The sequence below is a fragment of the Streptomyces sp. NBC_01476 genome (assembly GCF_036227265.1).
Taxonomy (GTDB): Bacteria; Actinomycetota; Actinomycetes; order Streptomycetales; family Streptomycetaceae; genus Actinacidiphila.
Window position 1 is genome coordinate 7,374,002 of sequence record NZ_CP109446.1, and the last position, 21,649, is coordinate 7,395,650.

Below are 21,649 nucleotides of genomic sequence, written 5' to 3' on the forward strand. Positions count from 1 at the left end.
GGCATGACCGGCCCCGCAGGTCCGGGCACGCCCGAACGCGCGCCGCGCCGGCTGCGGGCCGACGCACAGCGCAACATCGACTCCCTGCTCGAAGCGGCGAAGGCCGTCTTCGTCACGTCGGGCGTGGACGCGCCCGCGAAGGAGATAGCCGACCTGGCCGGCGTCGGGGTCGGCACGCTGTACCGGCACTTCCCGCAGCGCTCGGACCTGGTGAAAGCCGTGTTCCAGCGCGAGGTGGACGCCTGCGCGGACGCGGGCCCGGCGCTGGCCGCCGCGCATGAGCCGGGCGTCGCGCTCACCAAGTGGCTCCACCGTTACACCGAGTTCGTCGCGACCAAACGAGGACTCGCCGCGGCACTTCACTCGGGCGATCCGGCGTTCGACGCCCTGCCCGGCTACTTCATGGGGCGGCTCGGGCCCACCCTCGGCGCCCTGCTCGACGCCGCCTCGGCGAGCGGCGAGATCCGCTCCGACGTCACCCCCAAGGACCTTCTGCTCGCCGTCGCCAATCTCTGCCTGCCCGTGGCGGACGAGGGGGTCGTCTACAGCCGCCGCATGGTCACCCTGCTCATCGACGGCCTGTACTACGGCGCCGCGGGCCGGCCCGGCTCCTGAACTCGCGCGCGGACACGCCGGATTCCCGCCGGCCGGCACCGCGCACGGCTCAGCGGTCACCGCGTGGCGGTCCGAACGCGGCGCCCGAGGAGCGGGCCGCCGACATCCACGCGGCCTTCGCCGACCCCGGCATCAAGGCGGTCATCGCCAGTGTCGGTGGCGACGACCAGATCACCGTCCTCCCGCACCTCGACCGCGAGCTTCTCCGCGCCAACCCGAAACCGTTCTTCGGCTACAGCGACAACACGAACCTGCTGCTCTTCCTGCGGAACCTGGGCATCGTCAGTTACCACGGCGGCTCCGTGATGGTCGAACTCGGGCGCCCCGGCGCGATGAACCCACTGACCGCGGCCTCACTCCGGGCGGCGATGTTCACCTCGGACACGTACGAACTCACCCCCGCGAGCACCTCCGGAGACGTCAACCGCCCCTGGCAGGACTCGCACACCTTCGCCTCCGAACCCGCAGCGGAACCCGCCGACGGCTGGAGCTGGCACAACGCCGACCGGGTGGTCGAAGGCGCCGGCTGGGGCGGCAATCTGGAGATCATCTCCTGGCTGCTGATGGCGGACCGCGAAGTAGAACCACCCGACACCTACGCCGGCGACGTCCTTTTCCTGGAGACCTCGGAGGAGATGCCGAGCGCGCAGGAGGTCTACCGGATCCTGCGGAACATGGGCGAACGCGGGCTGCTGCGGCAGTTCCCGGCGCTGCTGATGGGCCGTGCGAAGAGCTGGTCGTTCGAGAAGCGGCTCGCCACCCAGGACAAGGCGGCCTTCCGCCGCCGGCAGCGGGAGGCCGTCCTGCGGGCCCTCCACGAGTACGCCCCCGACACGATGGCCGTCTTCGACGTCGACCTGGGCCACACCGACCCGCAACTCGTGATCCCCGTCGGCGGCCGGATCCGCGTGGACGGCCTTTCCCACCGGATCCGCGTCACGTACTGAACGCAAACCCCCGCGACCAACCCGCTCGCCTCGGGAGCAGCCGGCGCTCTCCGCCCCGCTCGGCGCCTCCCAATGCCGCGAGCACGGCGACGCCGTCATCCTGCTAACGGCTACTCCGAAACAGTCGATCCGGTTGTCGCATCAACGTAGCTGATCGACTGGACTTGAGTTCCGTCGGGCTCCACATAAGAGACAACGTACTCCGTACGCCACGCACTTGTGCGGTCGTCAGCGCGCAGGGAAACCTCTGCCACCTTTAAATTCTGGCCGTCGTGCAGCAATTTTCCGATGGATTCCCGAGCTCTCCTGACCGCCTGGGACTTCGTGATTTTGACGGGCGGAAGGCCGGTCGGATCGCCGATATCAGCGCTGACCAACTGCGAGATTCTACCTGCGCGATTGATCTCGACGTCGAGCCTCATGGGCATGAGGACGCCTGCCGTGTTCAGCCGCCGCCAGCTCACCATCCACCCCAGTTTTGCATCCGGATCGACGGGGGCCACTGTGCTCCGCGATCCCTGCAGAGCCTCGGGGTGGTATTGGTGCGCATACTTCGTAGCAATGGCGAGTGCCTCGGCACCCGTTGTGGGAGGTTTTCCTGCGCCGTCGACCGGAAAACTCTCGCTCGTTGTCCTGTCCGAGTTCTCGAATGAAACTGTCAGTACCTGATTGTCGGGCCACGTCAGTGCCGCGTTTGCTTTTCCGCCATCAAGGATCATCCCAATCGTTCCGCGGTCGCTTCCTCCGCCGACGGGTGGTTGGAACTGAACCTTGGTGATCGCATATCGATCCCCGAAAGACGCGTGCATTGCCTCCTGCGCAGCGGATTTCTGGCTGCCGCTGGCAAATTGGATGCTCGTGGAGTCCATGGAAATGAACTGAACGGCAGTGATTCCTATGATCGCAGCGGCAACAGCGACAGCGGTAAAACTGTATGCGGTTGGGCGCCAATGCCGCTCGAGGGGCACTGCGGAACCAGGCTTGTTCAATATCGCCCATGCGATGGCAGCGCCCACGGCGGCGCCGGCGACATTCATGGTGAAGTCGCTGCTGTCGCAATTTCGTCCGATTCCGGGAACTGCGGCCTGGGCCAGTTCCGTGCCCATGGAGAGGGCCGCGCAGCCCGCGACGGTTGGCAGTACCGACCGCGTAGCGAGTACGCCGGCTATGCCAATCGGAAGGAACATCAACAGGTTGAGAAGCCCTTGCTCCGTGAGTAGGGGTTCGAAGACGTCGCGGTTGACAACGCAGGTACGGGTCGTATAGCCGCCGTTCGGCAGGAGCAGGGTGACGGACACCTCGGCGGCGACGAGGGCGGTGAGCCCAGCGAACTCCCACGGCCGGACTCCCCGACGGCGCGCAATCGAAAATGCCGCGCACGCCAGCAGCAGCGCGCCGACGAGAGCGGAGAAGAGAAACCAGGACTGGCCGCGTAATGCTGCGGAAAACACGTGGTGCCCATTCATTCAGGGGGTGTGCCGCCCGCATCGGCGGCACACCCCGACTTCATCGGGTCAGCAAGTGGCCGGAGGGGTCTGGTATAGGCCGGAGGAAGCCTTCAGGAGGCCCACCGTCGACGTGCAGTAGGCGACGCCGGACCAACTTGCGTCCACGCTCTGACCAGAACTGATGGTCTTTGCGCCAGCGTACACGGAAGAGGATCCCTTTCCGTACCCGACCGCAGCGCTGGTGGCGGACCCGCCTGTCTTGTAGTATGCCGTTTCCGCGATGTCGTTGGTGTACTTGTAGTGCTGAAGCACACCGTTGGAAAGCGACGTGCAGGTAAAGTAGTGCTCGATGTAGCCGCTGCTGGGGCAGCCGGTTGTTCCACCGATCTGCGGAGAAGCCGACGCCGCCTCGGAAGCGGCTCCGGAGCCAAGCGCCACCATCGTCACACAAGCGATCGCGGCGACGCGAGAGATTGCACTCTTACCCAGGTCCATGCTCCTACCTCTCTTTTCTGAAGAGTTGCAAGAGATGAGGTAACGCGCAATAAGTATCCACGAGTGCCCCCACCCTTAGGCGGCCACCGGGACCGCCACGGAAGTGATCCTACGTAACAACAGTGTGTTGGGCAACAAGTTCTTCTACGTCCCGCAGTCGACCGTTTACTTTCCGCCATCAATGGCTGCGGCGGTGAGTTTCCGCCATGGCCGACGGCTGGATAATCATGGATTTTCGAGACTCGTTGAGCATGGCAAATAAATCTCCCCAAAGGGGATATATCGATCGAGAGCCTCTGCGGTACAAGGCCATTTCGCTTGTCTTTGCGACAAGGTGGCCGGACTCTTGAAGGGTGGTTCGTGCGCTCATAGGAACCGTGCCCGAAGACCACGCAGAGGTGGTCGACGGGCCGCCGAAGTACGGCGGTGGGTTCGTTTTCGGTCAGCTGGATACGTAGGGATCCCGGTGCGTGGACGATCACCGCAGCGCAGCGCTTCGGCACCGTGGTGGCCGCCGTCATCGACCGGTTTTACCCCGTAGTGAACTGCCCCGCCGCCTGGCTTCGCAGAGCGCCGGACTCCGGTTTGTCGAGGGCACCGTGATCCCGGCCGAAAGTCGACTGGCAGCCAGTGGGCGGTGAGCCCGGGCCGGCGTGGCATCACTGCTCACACCCAACTACGGTCGACGGCTGGCCACCGATCTCCAGCGGCCATGGGAACGCCGGGAGCTTCGCCGGTCAGTTCCGCATGGCCGGTTCACGGCTGGTGGTCCACCCGTCGATCATGCATCAGTGCGCGCGGCTATGACGTCGCGCCTGATCGACAACGCCACCATGCGGCGCGTGTGGACGCGGTCGGAAGACCGTCGCCGGTGGGTCATCGTCGGTGGTGGTTCGGGTTGGTCGGGGCGGGGAGTTCGCCGGAGCCGCGGGGGATCAGCCGGGTCTCCACCGTGATCGTACGGGCCCGTGAGCGGTCGCCCGCCAGGCGCTCGACTGCCGTCGTGCCCGCCAACTCGCCCATCGCCACCGGGTTCTGGGCGACGACGGTGAGCGCGGGCTCCAGGATCTCCGCCATCGGCACGTCGTCGAAGGCGACCACCGCGACGTCCTTGCGGCGGCTGCGGGCGACCTCGGCCACCACACCGATGGTCATCACGTTGTTGCCGGACAGCAGCGCCGTCGGCGGGTCGGAAAGGGACAGCAGCCGGGTCGTCTCCTCGGCGGCGCCGGACGGGTCGTGCGCGTTGGCCACCAGCGCCCGGTCGTAGGGCAGGCCGGCGGCGGCCAGCGCCTCGCGGTACCCCGCCAGACGTTCCCTGCGGGTCCACAGCCGGGTCGGCAGGTCACCGATGAAGCCGATCCTGCGGTGGCCGCGGGCGATCAGATGGGCCACACCGCCCTGCGTACCGGACCGGTTGGAACTCACCACCGTGTCGGTGGTCAGGCCGTTGCCCGGCCGGTCAAGGAAGATGACCGGCATCCCGGCGGCGCGGGGCGCCTTGAGCTGGGAGTGGTCGGCGCCGACCGAGGGCACCACCATGAGCACGCTGACCCGCCGGGCCAGGAACGTACGGGTCAGGGCGTGTTCACGCTCCGGGTCGTCGTCGGACGAACCCATCAGCAGGGTCAGGCCGCGGCTGTGCACGGCGTCCTCGATGCCGCCCGCGACCGCGCCGAAGAAGGGGTTGCCGAGGTCGGGTACGACCAGCCCGACCGTCGTGTCGGGTCCGCCGACCCGGATACTCCTGGCCATCAGGTTGGGCTGGAAGCCGAGCTTGGCCACGGCCGCCAGCACCCGCTGCCGGGTCTCGGGGGAACTGGGCCCGTCCTCGTTGAGCACCCGGGAGACGGTCTTGGCGCTGACCCCCACCTCGCGGGCGACATCGGCCAGGGTCGGGCGGCGGGCCGCTGCCATGAACCACCTTCTTCTGTGGGCGCTGACGGGGCCCGGCCGCAGTGCGGCCGGGCCCCGCGGACTTCGGTTTCCGCGGATCAGCTCTGCCGCACCCCGGCTGCCGAGGCCGCGTCGCTGTCCGCCACGACCGTACCTCCGTCCGGCCGCACGCTGAGCGCACCGGTCATGATGGCCACGACTTCCGCCATGCCGTAGTCGGACGGCCTGATCAGCGCCTCGCGCCGGCCGAGCCGGTGGACATGGATACGGTCGGCGATCTCGAAGACATGCGGCATGTTGTGGCTGATCAGGATCACCGGCACACCGCGGTCCCGGATCCGGCGGATCAGATCGAGCACCTGCGCTGACTCCTTGACGCCGAGGGCCGCGGTCGGCTCGTCCATCACCACGACACTGCGGGCCCAGGCGGCGGCGCGGGCCACCGCCACGGCCTGGCGCTGACCGCCGGAGAGCGTCTCCACCGGCTGGGACAGCGAGCCGAGCCCGATCTTCAGGGCGGCCATGTGCTCGGCGGACTCGCGCCGCATCGCCTTCTTGTCGAGCATGCGGAACACCGTGCCGAGCACGCCGGCCCGGCGGATCTCGCGGCCGAGGAACATGTTGGAGGCGATGTCCATCGAGGCGGCGACGGCCAGATCCTGGTACACCGTCTCGATGCCGTGCTGCCGGGCGTCCTGCGGGCCGGCGAACCTGATCGGCTCGCCGTTCAGGATGATCTCTCCCGCGTCCGGCACCAGCGCGCCGGTCAGCGCCTTGATCAGGCTGGTCTTGCCCGCGCCGTTGTCGCCGATGACGGCCAGCACCTCGCCGGGCAGCAGGTCGAAGTCGGCGCCGTCGATCGCGACGACATGCCCGTAGCGTTTGACCAGTCCCCGCGCCGACAGCACCGGCTCGGGCACGGACCCGGTGGTCACGGCGGCCGGCGGCCTCTCCCCGGGCACGGCCGCCTTCTGCGGTGCGACCGCCTTCTGTGGTTCGGCCGCCTCCTGCTTCGTGGCCGTCTCCCCGGGCGCCGTCACTTTCTCGGGTGCCGTCACGTCCTTGCCCACAGGCTCGGTCATCGCGACCCCCTCCGGGAGAGCTGGTCGACGGTGACGGCGAGGATCACCAGGACTCCGGTGACCAGCGTCTGGTACACGGAGGAGACACCCATCAGCTGCAGGCCGTTGCGGAAGACACCGACGATGAGCACACCGACGAACGTGCCGAGCACCGTGCCCCGGCCGCCGAAGAGGCTGGTGCCGCCGAGCACCACCGCGGTGATGCTGTCCAGGTTCTCGGTCTGCCCGGCCTGCGGGTCGCCGACACCGGTCCGCGACACCAGCAGCAGCGCCGCCACGCCGTAGACCAGGCCGGCCACCGCGTAGATCCCGACGGTGAGCCGGGAGACCCGGATACCGCTGAGCCGGGCGCTCTCCGCGCTGTTGCCGAGCGCGTACACATGGCGGCCCCAGGCGGTGCCGTTGAGCGCGTAGGCGAAGACGAGGAAGAGCGCGACGGTGAGCAGCGAACCGTAGGTGACATCCGTCCTGCCCAGCGGGAAGGTCTTGCCGAGCGCGGTGAGCGGGCCCGGCAGCCCGGTGACGGTCTGCTCGTCGGAGTAGATGTGCGTCAGCGCGAAGGCGACGTTGAGCATGCCCAGGGTGACGATGAACGGCGGCAGCGGCACCAGCCGCACCAGCAGGCCGTTGACCAGACCGAACCCTCCGCAGACCACGATGCCGGTCGTGATGGCGAGCAGCGGCGGCAGCGAGCCCTCGGCGGCGAGCCTGGCCATCAGGATGCCGCCGAAGGCCATGACGGCGCCGCAGGACAGGTCGATACCGGCGGTGAGGATGATCAGCGTCTGGCCGATGGCGAGGGTGCCGACCACCATGACCTGCTGGAGGATCAGCGAGAAGTTCCCGCCGGAGAGGAACTGGTCGGTGGCCGAGGAGAAGAAGACACAGGCGAGGACCAGGGCCGCGAACGGCCCCGCGGCGGGCGCCGTGAGCAGCCGGCGCAGCGCGGTCGGCTCCTTCGCCCGGGCGTAGAGCGTGGTGGAGGCAGTCATGGGCTTCCTTGCCGGAGGTGCGGGGTGACGGGTGGTGCGCGCGCTCAGCCCCAGCAGTTCTGCAGGCCGAAGGCGCTGTCCTTGGCGTCGATGCCGGACTGCGGTTTGTCGGTGATGAGGTTGACACCGGTGTCGGTGTAACCACTCGCCTTCTGGCCGCTCTTGGCGAAGGCGGCCACGGCCTTCACACCGTCGGCGGCCATCTTCAGCGGGTACTGCTGGGCGGTGGCCGCGATGCTGCCGTCCTTGACCGCCTTGACGCCGGTGCAGCCGCCGTCGATGGCGACGATCATGACGTCGTTCTGCCGGCCCTTCGCTTTGATCGCGGTGAACGCGCCCAGCGCGGCAGGCTCGTTGATGGCGTAGACCAGGTTGATGTCCGGCGCCTTCTGCAGGCAGGTCTCCATCGCGGTCTGGCCCTTGGCCTGGTCGCCGCCGGTGTCCTGCGAGCAGACGACCGAGGGGTCGGAGTCGGTGACGCCGAATCCCTTGATGAAGCCGTCGTGCCGCTGCACGCCGACCGAGACACCGGGCGCGAGGTCCAGCGTGGCGATCTTCGCCTGCTTGCCGGCCATCGCCGCCTTGGCGTACGCGCCGATCAGCTCGCCCGCCTTCTCGTTGTCGGTGGCGAAGAGGGCGTCCACGGCGCTCTGCGGTTCGGGGGGCGTGTCCAGCGCGATCACCAGTACGCCCTTGGCGCGCGCCTTCTGGATCGCCGGGACGATCGCCTTGGAGTCGTTGGGGGTGATCAGCACACCCTTGACCCCGGCCGCGACCATGTTCTCGAGCGCGGTGACCTGGCTGGCGTTGTCACCGTCGAACTTGCCTGCCGCGGTGGACAGTTGGATGCCCTCGGTCTTGGCCGCCTGCTCGGCGCCCTGCTTCATCTTGACGAAGTACGGGTTGGTGTCGGTCTTGGTGATCAGGCCGACCTTGACCTTGCCCCCGGACGACGAGCCGCTGCCGGACCCGGACCCGGAACCGGAACCGCATGCCGCCAGGGACAGGGCAAGGCCGAGTGCGCCGACGGCGAGAACCGGACGCGGAAGGGCCGGACGAGGTCTGCGGGACATGCGGAACTCCCTACGAGAACGCGGGTGGAGTGAGCGGTTCGGCGTACGCGGTGGGGACGCGGCACGCCGGCGGTGTGCGGTGGTGACAGGGGACGGGCAGGCCCGCCCGGGCAATGCCATCGTTGACACATGTCATCGTTGACACCGCTTGCGGAGGATGATGGACTCCCGCTCCGGCAACGTCAATGCCCCTCGGTCATCACGAGTTGGCAACATGGCGGGCCGCCGCCGGGTGGCGCCGCTCGGCCGGCGCCCCGGCCAGGACCGCCGACCCCACGTCCCACCTGGAGGAACGAACCGTCATGCAGCCGCCGCGCCGGGTCACCGTCCTGGGAGAGTGCGTCGCCGATGTCTTCACCGAGGAGGCGGATCCCGGCACGGTCGACCCGGGCCCCGGGCCTGGCGCGGATGGCCCGGTCCTCGGGCCCGGCACGGATGCTCACGCTGCCGCCCCCGGCACGGACGACCCGGCCCTCGTGCCTGGCGCGGATGCTCAGGCCGGCAGGTCAGGCGCCGCCACCCACCCCGGCACGGCGGCCTCGGCCGCCCGCCCCGGCGCCGCCACCCAGGCCCTGCGGCTGCGGGTCCTGCCCGGTGGCGGGCCCGCCAACACCGCTGTGGGGCTTGCCCGGTTGGGCACGCCGACCCGGATGCTGGCCCGGCTGTCCGGTGACGTCTTCGGACGGCACTTCCGCGCCCACCTGCTCGCCTCGGGCGTGGATCTGTCGGCCGCGGCCACCGCTGCCGAACCCAGCACGCTCGCGGTGGCCGACATCGGCGCCGACGGCCAGGCCACGTACTCCTTCCACGCCCAGGGCACCGCGGACTGGCAGTGGACGCGGGCCGAACTGGACCCGGCCGGCCTGCGCGACTCGGTGTGCGTGCACACCGGTTCGCTCGCACTGGTCCGCGACCCGGGCGGTGTGCTGGTGGAGGAACTGCTCACCGCGGTGCGTCCGCACGCCACGGTCAGCATCGACCCCAACATCCGTCCCGCGCTGGTGGATCCGGCGCTCTACCGGCAGCGGCTGCCCGGCTGGTGCGCGGTCGCCGACATCCTGCGGCTGAGCGAGGACGACCTCGGCGCGATCGCCCCCGGGCTGCCGCCGGAGGCCGCGTGCGACGGCTTCCACGCCGCGGGCGCCCGGCTGGTGGTGGTCACACGGGGCGCGCACGGCGCACTGGCCTCGCTGGACGGCCGCCGGGTGACGGTGCCCGGGGTGCCGGTCGCGGTGGTCGACACGGTCGGGGCCGGGGACTCCTTCACCGCCGGGCTGCTGCACCACCTCGGCGCGCACGGACTGCTCGGCGGCCGGCTCGGCGGGCTGGACCTCGCCGGAGTCGCTGCGGCCTGCGCGTACGCGGTCCGGGTGGCCGCGCTGACCTGCGCGGTCGCCGGTCCCAACCCGCCCTGGGCAGATCAGGTCGAGAAGGCGCGCGGCGGCCCCGGCGTGCCCGCGGAGCGCTGAACTCCCGTTCCCCGATCCCGTCCTGAGTGTTGACGGGGTCACGGCACGGGCTCATCATCGGTCATCGATCGGATGTCAGCGATGACATGTGTCAACGATGACATCAATCTGACGGCATCCGGAGAGGGTTCATCACATGCGTCGAAGAGTCTGCGTGCTGCTCATCGCCCTGGTCGCGGGCCTGGCTGCTTTCCTGCCGAGCACGCCCGCGGTGGCCGGCACCGCGTGGGACTACCCCGAGTTCCCGTACCAGCCGACCACCTACAGCGAGCCGTTCAGGGGCCAGTTCCACTTCAGCTCGCAGCAGGGATGGATGAACGACCCGAACGGGCTGGTGTACGCCAACGGGCTGTACCACTTCTTCTACCAGCACAACCCGCACGGCCTGACCTGGGACACCATGCACTGGGGCCATGCCACCAGCCCCGACCTGGTGCACTGGACGCAGAAGCCGATCGCGATGGAACCCGGCGTCCACCCGGGCGACCTCTGGTCCGGCGGCGGCGTGGTCGACAAGGACAACACCGCGGGCCTGAAGACCGGTTCGCTCGACCCGATCGTGGTCTTCTCCAACACCAATGGCGTCAGCGTCTATTACAGCAACGACAACGGGCAGACCTTCCAGGCGTACGACAAGGGCCGCAAGGTGGTCACCGTGCCCAGCGGTGTGAACAGCCGCGACCCCAAGGTGTTCTGGGACGCCGCCCGGCACCGGTGGGCGATGGTCGTCTGGTCCGACGAGGGCGGGAACGGGGTCAGCATCTACACCTCGCCGAACCTGCTCGACTGGACGTTCGCCAGCCGCTTCCAGGCGCCCTGGCTCTTCGAGTGCCCCGACATGTACCCGCTGCCGCTGGACGGGCACGCCGACCGGCAGCGGTGGGTGCTCACTTCGGCCTCCAGCCAGTACGCGGTCGGCACCTTCGACGGCACCACCTTCCGCACCGACTGGACCCAGCCGCAGCAGATGAACCTGGGCACCACGTACGCCGGCGGCAGCTTCTACGCCGCCGAGACCTTCACCAACACCCCCGGCGGCCGCACCGTGCAGATGGCCTGGGAAGGCGGCAACCAGGGCAGCACCTGGACCGGCAACGCGACCTTCCCGGCGACCCTCAGCCTGGTGACCACACCCGACGGGCCGCGTGTCACCCGTACCCCGGTCGCCGAGCTCTCCTCGCTCGCCTCGGACAGCCGCACCTGGAAGAACCAGACCATCGACGCGCGCAAGGGTGGCAACCTCTTCGCCGACGTCAAGGCGGACACCTACGAGATCACCGCCCAGTTCGACGTGAAGGGCGCCACCGCCGCGCGGTTCGGCTTCGACCTGCACGCGCGCTCCGACGGCACCGCTGACCGCAGCGTGGTCTACGACACCGCCGCGCAGACCCTCTACGGCAAGCCGCTCGCACCGAGGAACGGCAAGGTCACCCTCCAGCTCCTGGTGGACCGGGGCCAGTTGGAGATCTACGCGGACGGCGGCCTCTACTCGCTCTCGGACAACGTCAACTTCGACTCCGCCGCCGACAGCCAGGGCATCCGGCTCTTCGCGACCGGCGGCAAGGTCAAGCTCGACAGCGCCACCTTCACCCGGCTCAACAGCAGTTGGGGCACCGCCCAGTCCACCCTCAACAGCAATCTGAAGGGGCCCTGGCACGCCTCCGGCGGCACCTGGAGCGATGTCGCGGGCGGCAAGCAGGCGGCCACCAGCGGGGACGGCTTCTATCTGAGCGCGAGCAGCGCGACCGACGCCGTCTACCAGGGTGACATCACGCTGGGCACCGCGCAGGCGGGTGGTCTGACCTTCCGGGCGAACGCCGCGGGCGCCGGCTACACGGCGACCATCGACGCCGCCGGCGTGGTCAAACTGTGGCGCCCCGGCAAGGACATCGCCGTGTACAGCACCCCCGTCAGCAAGGGAGTCGCCCACCATCTGCAGGTGCGGACCGACGGGTCCCGTATCAGGGTCTGGTTCGACAACGGAGCCGATCCCGTCATCGACGCCACCGACAGCACCTACGCCAGTGGCCTGTTCGGCGTGAACACCTTCAACGGCACCTCCACCGTGCAGAATCTGAACACCGGACCGGCCGGCTTCACCGCCTTCGCCGCCGGGCAGTGGACATCGCACGGCGGCGCGTGGACGGTCACTCCGGCGGGCCTGCACGGCAGTTCGGCACAGGACGGGTTCTATCTGAGCGACCGGACGGGCACCGACTTCACCTACGAAGGGGATCTGTCGGTGACCAACGGCACCGCGACCGGGCTGACCTTCCGGGCCGACTCCTCGGGCGCCGGCTACACCGCGAACATCGACACCAGCGGCGTGGTGAAGCTCTGGCGGCCGGGCCGGGACATCGCCGTCCACAGCACTCCGATCGTGGAGGGCCGCACCTACCACCTGAAGGTGCGGACCGACGGGTCCCGTATCAGGGTGTGGTTCGGCGACGGAGCCGATCCCGTCATCGACGCCACCGACAGCGCCTACACCAGCGGTCTGTTCGGGGTGAACACCTTCGCGGCCGGCACGGTCGCGCAGAACCTCACCCTGAGCTGACCGGCGGGCTCCGGCGGATCGGCTGACCGCAGGCAGCTCACCGCGCTGCGTCGCTTTGCGAGAGCTGTCCGTGTTTCCCTGCGAGGACCGGTTCGTGGAGCCGGTCCTCGCAGGCCAGAGCCTGTTTTCGAGCCTTTGTAAAATGTGGTAAAAATTCCTTTTGCTATATGCTGGTAACAGCGGCGAAACATGCCCGACAGCTCCGCCAGGCAAGGGCGGAGGGGCCGCCGAGTTCGCCGGTGGAGAGGCCGTGGATGATCCGGTCGCACACGTGTCGGTCCTCGACCAAGCCGTCCAGGCCAGTGAACGGTTGAAGCTCTTCGATGCCCTGAACCACGACCTCAGCGACGTGGAACTGCTGTCCTTCGCGGTGCAGCAGGCTGTCGCGGGCCTGTCCGGTCTGGGCGGTATGGCACACCGGTCCCGTCCGTTCGACCGTACGCTCCGGCTCGCCGCCGCTTCCGGTCTCCCGCGGGAGGTCGCGGAACCCTGGGCGGCGATCGAGTGGAAGGACGACGCCTGCCCGGCGAGAGCCGTGCGCGAGGGGACCCTGCAGTGGCAGCCCGCCACGGAGTGCGGGCTGTCCGGTGGCCTGGCGACCGTGCCCGGACACGGCTTTCCGCAGGGCGCGGGCTTCGTCGCCGTACCGCTGAACGGCCCGGACGGGACCATCGGCGCGCTCACGGTCCTGATGATGAGCGCGAGCGGGCCGACCCCTGAGCAGCGTGACTTCCTGGTGGCGCTCACCGACGCCGTCGCCGGCCGCCTGCTGAACACCCGGCCGATGCTGTTTCTCCGGCCGGGCTGGTGGCAGGTGCCGACCGGCTCGCAGGAGCAGGAGGCGGTACGGCCGACAGGTGTCGGCTCGTGGGAGTGGGAGATCAGCACCGGCCGGCTCCTCGCGGACGATGTCGCGCTCCACGTGGGAGGTATGACCCGGGAGGGCTACGACGACCGGATCCAGACCTGGCTGGACCTCATCCACCCGGACGACGCGGCCGCGGTCGTCGCCGAGATCGAGCGGTCCATCGCCGAACACAGCGCTTACAGCGTCGAGTACCGGATCCGCCGGCCGGACGGAAATCTGGTGTGGATCGAGGCTCGTGGGTTTGTCACCTACGACGACCAGGGCGAACCCCAGCGGATGGCCGGCACGCTGTGGGAGAGCACCGAGACGCGGATGGAACGCGACGCCGTGGGCCGTGCGCTGCGGCACATGAGCGACGGCTTCCTCGCGGTGGACGACGAGTGGCGCATCCTCTACTGCAACGCGGAAGCGGAACGGCTGTTCGGCGCCACCCACCGGCTGCTCGGCCGCGCCCTGTCCGAGGCGGTGCCCGACATCGACGCTTTCGGTTTGGCGGAGAGCCAGGAGGCCACCGGCGACGGGCCGGTCGGCTTCGACGTACAGGCGCCGGCGAACCAGCGCTGGTACCACATGCGTGTGCTGCCCGTGCCCGGCGGCCTGACGATCTACTTCACCGATGTCACCGACGAGCGGGCAAGGCGGGCCGAGGAAGCCCGTGTCGCCCGGATGGAAGCCGAACGCGCCGCGCACGTCTCCGACTTGACCACTGCCCTCGGCCGGGCGGTCACCACCCGCGATGTGCTCAACGCGGTGGCGGACCGGGTGCTGCCGCTGTTCCGGGCTTCCGGACTGATGCTGGACGCGGTCGAAGGCGACAGCCTGCGGTCGGTCGGTGCCGTCGGCTACGTTCCCTCGTTCGTCGACCGGATGGACGGGACCCCCCTCGACGACTTTCCCCCCGCCGCGCAGGCGCTGCGCGACCACTCGCCGAAGTTCATCGCCTCGGCCGAGGAGTACGTCGGGCTTTACCCGCGGCTCGCGGAGGTGCGGGCGGAAGGAGGGAAGCAGGCCTGGGCGTTCGTCCCGCTGATCGCCCTCGGGCGGGCCGTCGGCGTATGCGTCCTCGCCTTCGACGAACCACGTGAACTCACCGAGGACGAACGCTCGCTGCTCGTCACCTTCAGCGGGCTGGTCGCCCAGGCATTCGAGCGCGCCAGGCTTTATGATGCCGAGCACCGCCGGTCCCAGGAACTCCAGTACGGCATGCTCCCGGGGGCACTTCCCGAACTGCCCGCCGTCACCGCGGCCGCCCGCTACCTCCCGGCCGGCGAAGGCATCGAGGTGGGCGGCGACTGGTACGACGTCATCCCCCTGTCGTCGGAACGCGTGGCTCTCGTCATCGGCGACGTCATGGGCCACGGACTGTCGGAGGCCGTCACCATGGGCCGGCTGCGCACCGCGGTGCGGACGCTGGCCGACCTGGAGATCCCGCCGGACGAACTCCTCGCCCGGGTCAACAGCCTCGTCATCGAACTCGGCGACACCTTCTACGCCACCTGCCTGTACGCCATTTACGACCCCACCACCCGCGGCCTGTCCTTCGCCAGCGCCGGGCATCCGCCGCCCGTCATCGCCCAGCCCGACGGCGGCGTCGGCATCGTCGACCACGACCCGGACGCGCCGCTCGGCGTGGCCACGCCGCCGTTCGCCACCACCGACGTGGTGCTGACCGGCGAGAGCACGATCGTGCTCTACACGGACGGCCTGGTCGAGTCGGCCGCCAGGGACATCGACGCGGGGACGGCCCATCTCGCGCGGACGCTCGCCGAGAAACTGCCCGCTCCCGGAACCCGGACCGCTCTGTCCGAGGTCGAGCAGCTGGCACGCCTGTGCCGTACCCTCACCGGGTCCGTGCCGCCGCAGGGCGAACGGACAGGGGACGACGCGGCCGTGCTCGTCGCCCGTACCCACGCCCTTGCCGCCGACGACATCGCCGACTGGACGCTTCCCGATGACGCCATCGCCGCCAAGGAAGCGCGTGACCACGTGCGGGACCAGCTGTCCGCGTGGCACATGGACGACCTGGCGATGACCACGGAACTCCTCGTCAGCGAACTGGTCGGCAACGTCATCCGCCACGCCAAGGGCCCCGCCAGACTGCGGCTGCTGCGCGGCAAGGCGCTGGTGTCCGAGGTGTACGACGGCAGCCTGACGACACCGCAGATCCGGCACGCCTCAGAAACCGACGAAGGCGGACGAGGACTCCAGCTGGTCGCCACGCTCGCCCACCGCTGGGGCGCTCGCTACACCCCCACGGGCAAGTGCATCTGGACCGAGCAGACGCGTACGGGACCTGAGTGATCCCGCGACCGGGGCCGGGGCCGGCCGGGGTCAGTTCGGCCGGCGGAGCCCTGCGACGAGGAGGCCGACGAGCCGGCGTGAGTCGTAGCGGGGGTCGCTGCCGGCGCCCGCGCACAGGCTCGCGACGCCGCGCATGAGTTCGTGGGCATCGATGTCGGAGCGGATCTCGCCCGAACCGGCCGCGGCGTCGAGGAGTTGGGTGCACACGGGCAGGAGCCGGTCGAGGAAGTAGGAGTGCAGCGGGTCGAAGCAGGGGTCGTCGGACTGCAGTACGGCGGCCAGGCCGAGTTTGGTGACCAGGAAGTCGACGAAGAGGTCGATCCAGCGTCCCAGTGCGGCGTGCGGCGTATCGCCGCTCGCCAGCAGGGCGGGGCCGGCTTCTGCGAGGGCTTCGACCTGGTGCCGGTAGACGGCGACGATGAGATCCGCCCGCGTCGGGAAGTGGCGGTAGATCGTCGCCGTGCCGACGCCGGCCTTGGCCGCGATGTCACGAATCGGCGCTTCCACGCCCGAGGTGACGAAGACCGCGGCAGCCGCGCCGAGCAGGGTCTCCTCGTTGCGCCGTGCGTCCGCCCGCTTGGGCCGGGCGGCACGTCCCGTGTTCCGGTCGCTGTCGGTCACCGCACCTGTCCTCTCGCTGCCGACTTTGCTAAACGGGACATCGTCCCGTATCGTCAATCGGGACAGTGTCCCGTTTTTTCATGATGGCAGACCGGGCGCCGGCGGCCAAACCGCGCACGCCCACCGCGCTTGCCGCAGGACGGAGCGCGCCGCGTCGAAACCGCCCACTCGATCCGTGAGACAACGGAAAGGAAGACCCTTCCATGACCGAACCGGATCCGGCGGCCGGCGAGCCCGCCCTGAGCGCCGGCGCTCCCGTCGTCTCGGTGAAGCCGATTGCGCTCCCCGCGCCAGGCCGCGGCGAGGACCTGCTGGTGAAAGTCTCCGCGCCGGCCACCGGGCACGATCTGCCGGTCATCGTGTTCTCGCACGGCTTCGGCTCGTCGATGGACGGCTACGGACCCCTGGCCGACTTCTGGGCCGCGCACGGCTTCGTGGTGATCCAGCCCACCCATCTCGACTCGAGGACGGTGGGCCTTGCTCCGGACGATCCCCGCACCCCACGGATCTGGCGTGTCCGCGTCGAGGACATGAAGCGCGTGCTCGACCGGCTCGACCTCCTGGAGGCCGCCGTTCCCGGCCTCGCCGGGCGCCTGGACCGGAGCCGCATCGCCGCGGCCGGCCACTCCTTCGGCGGCCAGACGGCCGGAAACCTGCTGGGCCTGCGGGTCCTCGATCCGGAGAGCGGGACGGCAGAGGACCTGTCCGACGCGCGGGTCGGAGCGGGGGTGCTGCTCGCCACGGCCGGCCGCGGCGGAGCCGACCTGACACCGTTCGCAGCCGAGCACTACCCGTTCATGAACCCGAGCTTCGCGGACATGACGACGCCGGCCCTCGTGGTCGCGGGGGACCGGGACGACTCCCCGCTGACCGTTCGTGGACCGGACTGGCTCGCCGACCCGTACGCCCTGAGCCCCGGCGGCAAGAGCCTGCTCACGGTCTTCGGGGCGGAACACTCGCTCGGCGGCATCCCCGGCTACGAGGCCAGGGAGACGACGGACGAGGACCCCGGACGGGTCGCCCTGATCCAGCGGGTCACCTGGGCCTACCTCCGCCACGCACTCGGCATCGAGGACTCCAGCTGGCAGGCGGCGCGCAAGCGCCTGTCGCAGAGCTCCGCCCCCCTGGGCCGGATCGAATCCAGGTGACCCCGCGGACGGCACGCGCCTGGACTCCCGGACGGTGTGTCAGTGGTGGTGGCCGCGCCGGCCGGGGGTCTCCACGGGGGTCGCGCCGGGCCGGGTCCACTGCGGTACGGGGCGGCTGGTCGGGCCCCAGGTGGCGACGACGTCGGCGTCCGAGCGCCAGTACCAGCAGGCCTGGCCGACCGCGGACGGGTGGCCTTCGCGGACGGCTTGCCGGGAAGGTCGCCGCTCGCGGTGCCTGACGTGCTCGTCATGGTGTCCTCCGGGTGTCTCGCTGCGGACAGCGTCGTACGGGGTCCGGGGACGCTCACCGGACCAGACTCCTGCCGCGGCCGGAACTCATCGCACCCCGGGAACCCGGTTCCCGCAGCCGGTCCGTGTACGCGGTCGGCCGGCCGGCCGCCGCTGACCCGGGGTCCCGGCAGGGCACCGGTGGTATCGCCGCTCACCCGTCCGGACGGCTGAGCCGGGCGGGGGCGCCCGGCCGCGGCCAGGATGGCAACTGCCGGACCGTGCGCCGTACCGGCGGGCCCGTGAAGCCGGGCGCGACAGGTTCGCTCCGGTGTCCTACGTACGAGGGAGAGGTAATGACCGAGACCGGCTCCGAGGGGGCTGCGACCGTCACTGCCCGTGCCGTGGGCGACCGGCCCGCCGGCCACCGCGACCCGGAGCCCGCCGGCCTGGCCGATCTGCGGCGCGTCGGGGCGAACCCGGACTTCTGGTACCCGGTGGCCGTCTCGGGAGGCGTACGGCGCGGGAAGGTGCTCGCGACCGCGTTCGCGGGGGAGCGGATCGCGCTGTACCGGGGGCGGAGCGGCCCCGTCCACGCGCTGGAGGACCGCTGCGCCCACCGTCAGGTGCCGCTGAGCATGGGCGTGGTCGAGGGCGATGTGCTGCGCTGCTGCTACCACGCATGGGCGTACCGCGGCGACGGCCGGATCTCGCAGATCCCGTACCTGTCCAAGGGCGACGGACGGCCGCCGCGCGGGGTGCGGGGTTATCCCGTCCGCGAAGCCTACGGGCTGGTGTTCGTCTTCCCTGGCGACCCGGAGAAGGCGGCCCGCACCCCGCTGCCCGAACTGCCCGAGCACGGCTCGCCGACGCACAGGACGATGACGTTCTCCCGGACGGTGCGCTGCCACTACTCGTTCATGCACGAGAACCTGCTCGACATGAACCACCAGTTCCTGCACCGCGGTGTGGTCGGCAAGCTCCACCCGGAACTGCTGGGGCACCGGACCGACGCGCGGTCGGTGGAGGCCCGTTACCTCTTCACCCACACCGGTGGCAAGCGCAACCGCGGCGCCGCGCTGCTGGCCGCCGAGGGTATCGGCGGCGACTCCGCGGACGTGATGACCATCCGCACCGAGTACCCGTACCAGACTCTCGACCTGGTCCCGGAGAACGCCGAGCGTCCGGCCTTCCGGCTGTGGGTGGCGTACGTCCCCGAGGACGCCGAGCAGCGCACCTGTCACGCGTACGGCCTGCTCATGATCGAGAAGCCGCGGATGCCGGGGGTGCTGCAGCTGGCCTGGCCGCTCCTGCGGCGCTTCACCGAGCGGGTGTTCGCCGAGGACCGGATGGCCGTCGAGGCGGAGCAGCGGGCCTGGGACGAGCAGGGCGAGGACCGCAATCACGAGATCTTCCCGCTGATCCTGGACGTCCGCCAGGTGCTGCGGTCCAACGGTGTCCCTCTCGGCCCGCAGCCCGCCGCGTGCGGCCACCGGCCGGACGTCTGCGGCTAGGACCCCCGTCGGAGCGGCTGGGGGTTGCCGCGGTGAGCCTGCCTGCCAGCCGCCCCCGGGACTCAGCTGGCGCGCTGCCCGATCCGCAGGACACTCAGGTAACGCCGCGCCACCCGGTCCCCCATCCGCGTGCGGATACGCTCGGCGATCGCGTCGAGCAGGGGCTCGCGGATCTCGCGGTCGAGCGCGCGGTACAGCGACGTCGAGCGGAGCAGATCGGCGAAGCCTTCGCCGTCGAACCACTGGACGGTCGGGTGACAGCGCGCGGTCGCCGGCCCGAACAGGCCGCTGGGGTCGCCTGCCTGCCCCCAGTCCTCCAGGCCCCAACCCTCCAGTCCCCGGCCCTCGTTGGCCGCGCGCACCTCGTCTTCGAGGGGCGGATGCCCCCAGCCGGGGTTCCCGGGGGAGAACCGCTCGTGGAGATCGGCGGTCCCCGCGTACACCTCCGGCTCGCCCGGCCGGCGCACAACGATGTTGCTGAGCACCGCCATCCAGCCGCCGGGACGGAGCACGTCATGCGCTCGGCGCGGGCCGGTCGACGGATCGATCCAGTGCCATGACGACGCGGCCACCAGGGCGTCGAAGCGCGCACCCCGGTCGTCCCACTCCTCGAAGGTCGACGTCTCGACGGCGACGTTGCCGAAGGCGGCCAGCCGCCGGCGGGCGAGCGCGGCCAGCTCCGCGCCCGGTTCGACGGCGGTCACCGCGTACCCGAGCGCGGCCAGCGAACGCGTCGCCTGGCCGGTACCGCACCCCACTTCGAGCACCGGCGCTCCTTCACCGAGGCCGGCGAGGCTGACGAGATCCGCGAACAACTCATCGGGATAGCCCGGCCGGACCCGGTCGTAGAGCTCCGGCACCTCGTTGAAGACCCGGCTGAGGTCGTGCCGCCCCGCGCCCGTCATCGCACCCCCTGAGAAACCGCCACCGTCCGCACCCCGCGGCCGGCCATCCTCCCACGGGGAAACCGGGGTGGTGCCGGCCGGGCGAGTGGGCGTTGGCATACTCCGTTGGCGTCCCGGAACACCATCCGACAACGAGGGACCCGGATCACATCATGAACATCGCCGGCGGGCATCGGCTAGGGGCCGGGCAGAGTCTGCGGCGGCAGTCGCTGACCTCGCTCAACGACGCCTTCACGCTCAACCATGACGGATTCGACGATCTGATACTGCTGCGCAACCGCGACCGCGAGCCACTGTGGTGGTCGAGCGCGTTCAGCCCCGCGGACCGGGGGCGGAAGAAGACCGGGACCGGCGTCAGCGACGTCACCCTGCGACCGGACGGCGACCTCGTGGCGCACGACGAGGACGGCACGCCGCTGTGGTCCACCGGCACGGCCGGCAGCGGTGCGGAAGTGCTGGAGGTCTGCGACGACGGCGATGTCGTCCTGCTGGACGGTGCCGGCCGGGTCGTGTGGCGCACCGGCACGGCCGTCGCCCGGCCCGAGCCGTCGCCGTTCTCCGTGGCGCGCGGCGACCGCATGCTGGTCGGGCAGAGCCTGGCCGACCAGAGTCTGACGTCGCCGAACGGCGCGTACGTCCTGGTGCACGGCCGGCAGTACGGCGGCACCTTCATGTACGGACCTGACGGCCTGGTGACCAGCTGGTTCTACCAGGTCCCGGCGCTCTGCCCCGACCCGTTCGGAACCCGGCTGGCGCTGGCCGAGGACGGCCTCTTCCTGCTCTTCGCGGACGGCGCACGGAGAGCCTGGGACAGCCTCACGACCCCCCGGTTCCCCTTTCACCCCCGGCAGTTGGTCGTCCGTGACAGCGGCGACCTGGAGATGCTGGACGCCGACGGCGAGGTGATGTGGCGCAACGGGCGCAAACGCGACAGCCCCGGGTTCGCCGCGTCCTCGAACGGCTCCCGCTCCCGCCCCCGGGCGAAGCGCGCCGACCCCGCTCCCGCGGCGCCGGCCGGTACACCGCGACTGCCGTCGGTCCCGCTGGTGCCGCTGGTGCGCACCGACTTCTCCGACGACGACGCGTGGGCCGTGACATGCCTTCAGGTGACCGCGCCGCGCCACCTGTCGGGCGACGACGTCTTCTCCGCGAACGTGGAGCCCGTTGACGACGCCGCGTTCGACGGGCTGACCGCGGCGCAACTCGTCCAGCTGGTGCCGGCGGACGAGCCGTGGGAGCTGCTGCTCATCGCGGACGGGACCACCATGGCGTCCTCCGAGCACCATGTGATGGTCGTCGACCTCGACCTGGACGACGAGCACCGTGGCCGGACCTTCCGCGCGTCGCCGCCTGCGGTGCAGGAGGTCGAGAACAACCTGTCGATCGCCAACATGGACTGGGAGGACTTCGCGGACTCGGCGGACGAGGACGGAGTCGTACGTCCCATGCTCTCCTGACGGGCCCTTCGCCGTGGCCGGCGGGCGCGGCCC

16 protein-coding genes and 1 pseudogene are annotated in these 21,649 nt (G+C 70.2%); 8 read left to right on the plus strand and 9 right to left on the minus strand.

Annotated elements, in window-relative coordinates; genetic code table 11:
- Positions 1 to 3: 3 nt before the first annotated feature.
- Both OG552_RS32120 and OG552_RS32125 read left to right on the plus strand, forming a co-directional pair.
- Positions 4 to 615: a TetR/AcrR family transcriptional regulator gene (locus OG552_RS32120; RefSeq protein WP_329141305.1), complete on the plus strand. Its 612-nt coding sequence runs from the start codon at positions 4 to 6 to the stop codon at positions 613 to 615.
- Positions 513 to 1,562, plus strand: coding sequence for a S66 family peptidase (locus OG552_RS32125; RefSeq protein ID WP_443071218.1), 1,050 nt, complete (start codon positions 513 to 515; stop codon positions 1,560 to 1,562). The genes OG552_RS32120 and OG552_RS32125 overlap by 103 nt, the downstream gene beginning before the upstream one ends.
- Before the next feature lie 110 nt (positions 1,563 to 1,672).
- On the opposite strand, the gene OG552_RS32130 is transcribed toward OG552_RS32125, so the two are convergent.
- The 6 genes from OG552_RS32130 to OG552_RS32155 all read right to left on the minus strand — a co-directional run bounded on the left by OG552_RS32130 (position 1,673) and on the right by OG552_RS32155 (position 8,548).
- Positions 1,673 to 3,013: a VanZ family protein gene (locus tag OG552_RS32130; protein ID WP_329138959.1), complete on the minus strand. Its 1,341-nt coding sequence runs from the start codon at positions 3,011 to 3,013 to the stop codon at positions 1,673 to 1,675.
- Between the two features lie 63 nt (positions 3,014 to 3,076).
- Positions 3,077 to 3,505, minus strand: coding sequence for a hypothetical protein (locus OG552_RS32135; RefSeq protein ID WP_329138961.1), 429 nt, complete (start codon positions 3,503 to 3,505; stop codon positions 3,077 to 3,079).
- A gap of 876 nt (positions 3,506 to 4,381) precedes the next feature.
- On the minus strand, positions 4,382 to 5,422 hold the full coding sequence (locus tag OG552_RS32140; protein WP_329138962.1) for a LacI family DNA-binding transcriptional regulator: 1,041 nt from the start codon (positions 5,420 to 5,422) through the stop codon (positions 4,382 to 4,384).
- A gap of 77 nt (positions 5,423 to 5,499) precedes the next feature.
- Complete coding sequence (locus OG552_RS32145) at positions 5,500 to 6,336, minus strand: ATP-binding cassette domain-containing protein (protein WP_329141307.1); 837 nt, start codon at positions 6,334 to 6,336, stop codon at positions 5,500 to 5,502.
- A gap of 143 nt (positions 6,337 to 6,479) precedes the next feature.
- A complete protein-coding gene (locus OG552_RS32150; protein WP_329138964.1) occupies positions 6,480 to 7,475 on the minus strand; it encodes an ABC transporter permease in 996 nt (331 codons plus the stop codon).
- Between the two features lie 44 nt (positions 7,476 to 7,519).
- On the minus strand, positions 7,520 to 8,548 hold the full coding sequence (locus OG552_RS32155; RefSeq protein WP_329138966.1) for a sugar ABC transporter substrate-binding protein: 1,029 nt from the start codon (positions 8,546 to 8,548) through the stop codon (positions 7,520 to 7,522).
- 302 nt (positions 8,549 to 8,850) lie between these two features.
- On the opposite strand from OG552_RS32155, the gene OG552_RS32160 reads away from it, so the two are divergent.
- From OG552_RS32160 to OG552_RS32170, 3 genes are all read left to right on the plus strand, one after another.
- Positions 8,851 to 10,017: a carbohydrate kinase family protein gene (locus OG552_RS32160; RefSeq protein WP_443071219.1), complete on the plus strand. Its 1,167-nt coding sequence runs from the start codon at positions 8,851 to 8,853 to the stop codon at positions 10,015 to 10,017.
- A gap of 136 nt (positions 10,018 to 10,153) precedes the next feature.
- The gene (locus OG552_RS32165; RefSeq protein ID WP_329138968.1) at positions 10,154 to 12,574 is read left to right on the plus strand and encodes a glycoside hydrolase family 32 protein; all 2,421 of its coding nucleotides are present in this window, start codon (positions 10,154 to 10,156) and stop codon (positions 12,572 to 12,574) included.
- A gap of 250 nt (positions 12,575 to 12,824) precedes the next feature.
- The gene (locus OG552_RS32170; RefSeq protein ID WP_329138970.1) at positions 12,825 to 15,743 is read left to right on the plus strand and encodes a SpoIIE family protein phosphatase; all 2,919 of its coding nucleotides are present in this window, start codon (positions 12,825 to 12,827) and stop codon (positions 15,741 to 15,743) included.
- 30 nt (positions 15,744 to 15,773) lie between these two features.
- On the opposite strand, the gene OG552_RS32175 is transcribed toward OG552_RS32170, so the two are convergent.
- Entirely contained in the window at positions 15,774 to 16,364 is a 591-nt protein-coding gene (locus tag OG552_RS32175; RefSeq protein WP_329138972.1) for a TetR/AcrR family transcriptional regulator, read from the minus strand.
- 203 nt (positions 16,365 to 16,567) lie between these two features.
- Between OG552_RS32175 and OG552_RS32180 the strand changes: the two genes are divergently transcribed.
- Positions 16,568 to 17,512 carry an alpha/beta hydrolase family protein gene (locus OG552_RS32180; RefSeq protein ID WP_329138974.1) on the plus strand — a complete coding sequence of 315 codons (945 nt, stop codon included), beginning with the start codon at positions 16,568 to 16,570 and terminating at the stop codon, positions 17,510 to 17,512.
- A 39-nt stretch (positions 17,513 to 17,551) separates the two neighbouring features.
- On the opposite strand, the pseudogene OG552_RS32185 reads toward OG552_RS32180, so the two are convergent.
- Positions 17,552 to 17,683 (minus strand): annotated as a pseudogene (locus OG552_RS32185) (DUF899 domain-containing protein); the annotation flags it as partial.
- A 413-nt stretch (positions 17,684 to 18,096) separates the two neighbouring features.
- Between OG552_RS32185 and OG552_RS32190 the strand changes: the two are divergent.
- Positions 18,097 to 19,254 carry an aromatic ring-hydroxylating dioxygenase subunit alpha gene (locus tag OG552_RS32190; protein ID WP_329138976.1) on the plus strand — a complete coding sequence of 386 codons (1,158 nt, stop codon included), beginning with the start codon at positions 18,097 to 18,099 and terminating at the stop codon, positions 19,252 to 19,254.
- Positions 19,255 to 19,316: 62 nt separating this feature from the next.
- Here OG552_RS32190 and OG552_RS32195 read toward each other — a convergent pair whose 3' ends face one another.
- A complete protein-coding gene (locus tag OG552_RS32195; protein ID WP_329138978.1) occupies positions 19,317 to 20,159 on the minus strand; it encodes a class I SAM-dependent methyltransferase in 843 nt (280 codons plus the stop codon).
- A gap of 152 nt (positions 20,160 to 20,311) precedes the next feature.
- On the opposite strand from OG552_RS32195, the gene OG552_RS32200 reads away from it, so the two are divergent.
- Positions 20,312 to 21,616: a DUF6924 domain-containing protein gene (locus OG552_RS32200; RefSeq protein WP_329138980.1), complete on the plus strand. Its 1,305-nt coding sequence runs from the start codon at positions 20,312 to 20,314 to the stop codon at positions 21,614 to 21,616.
- Positions 21,617 to 21,649 lie beyond the last annotated feature (33 nt).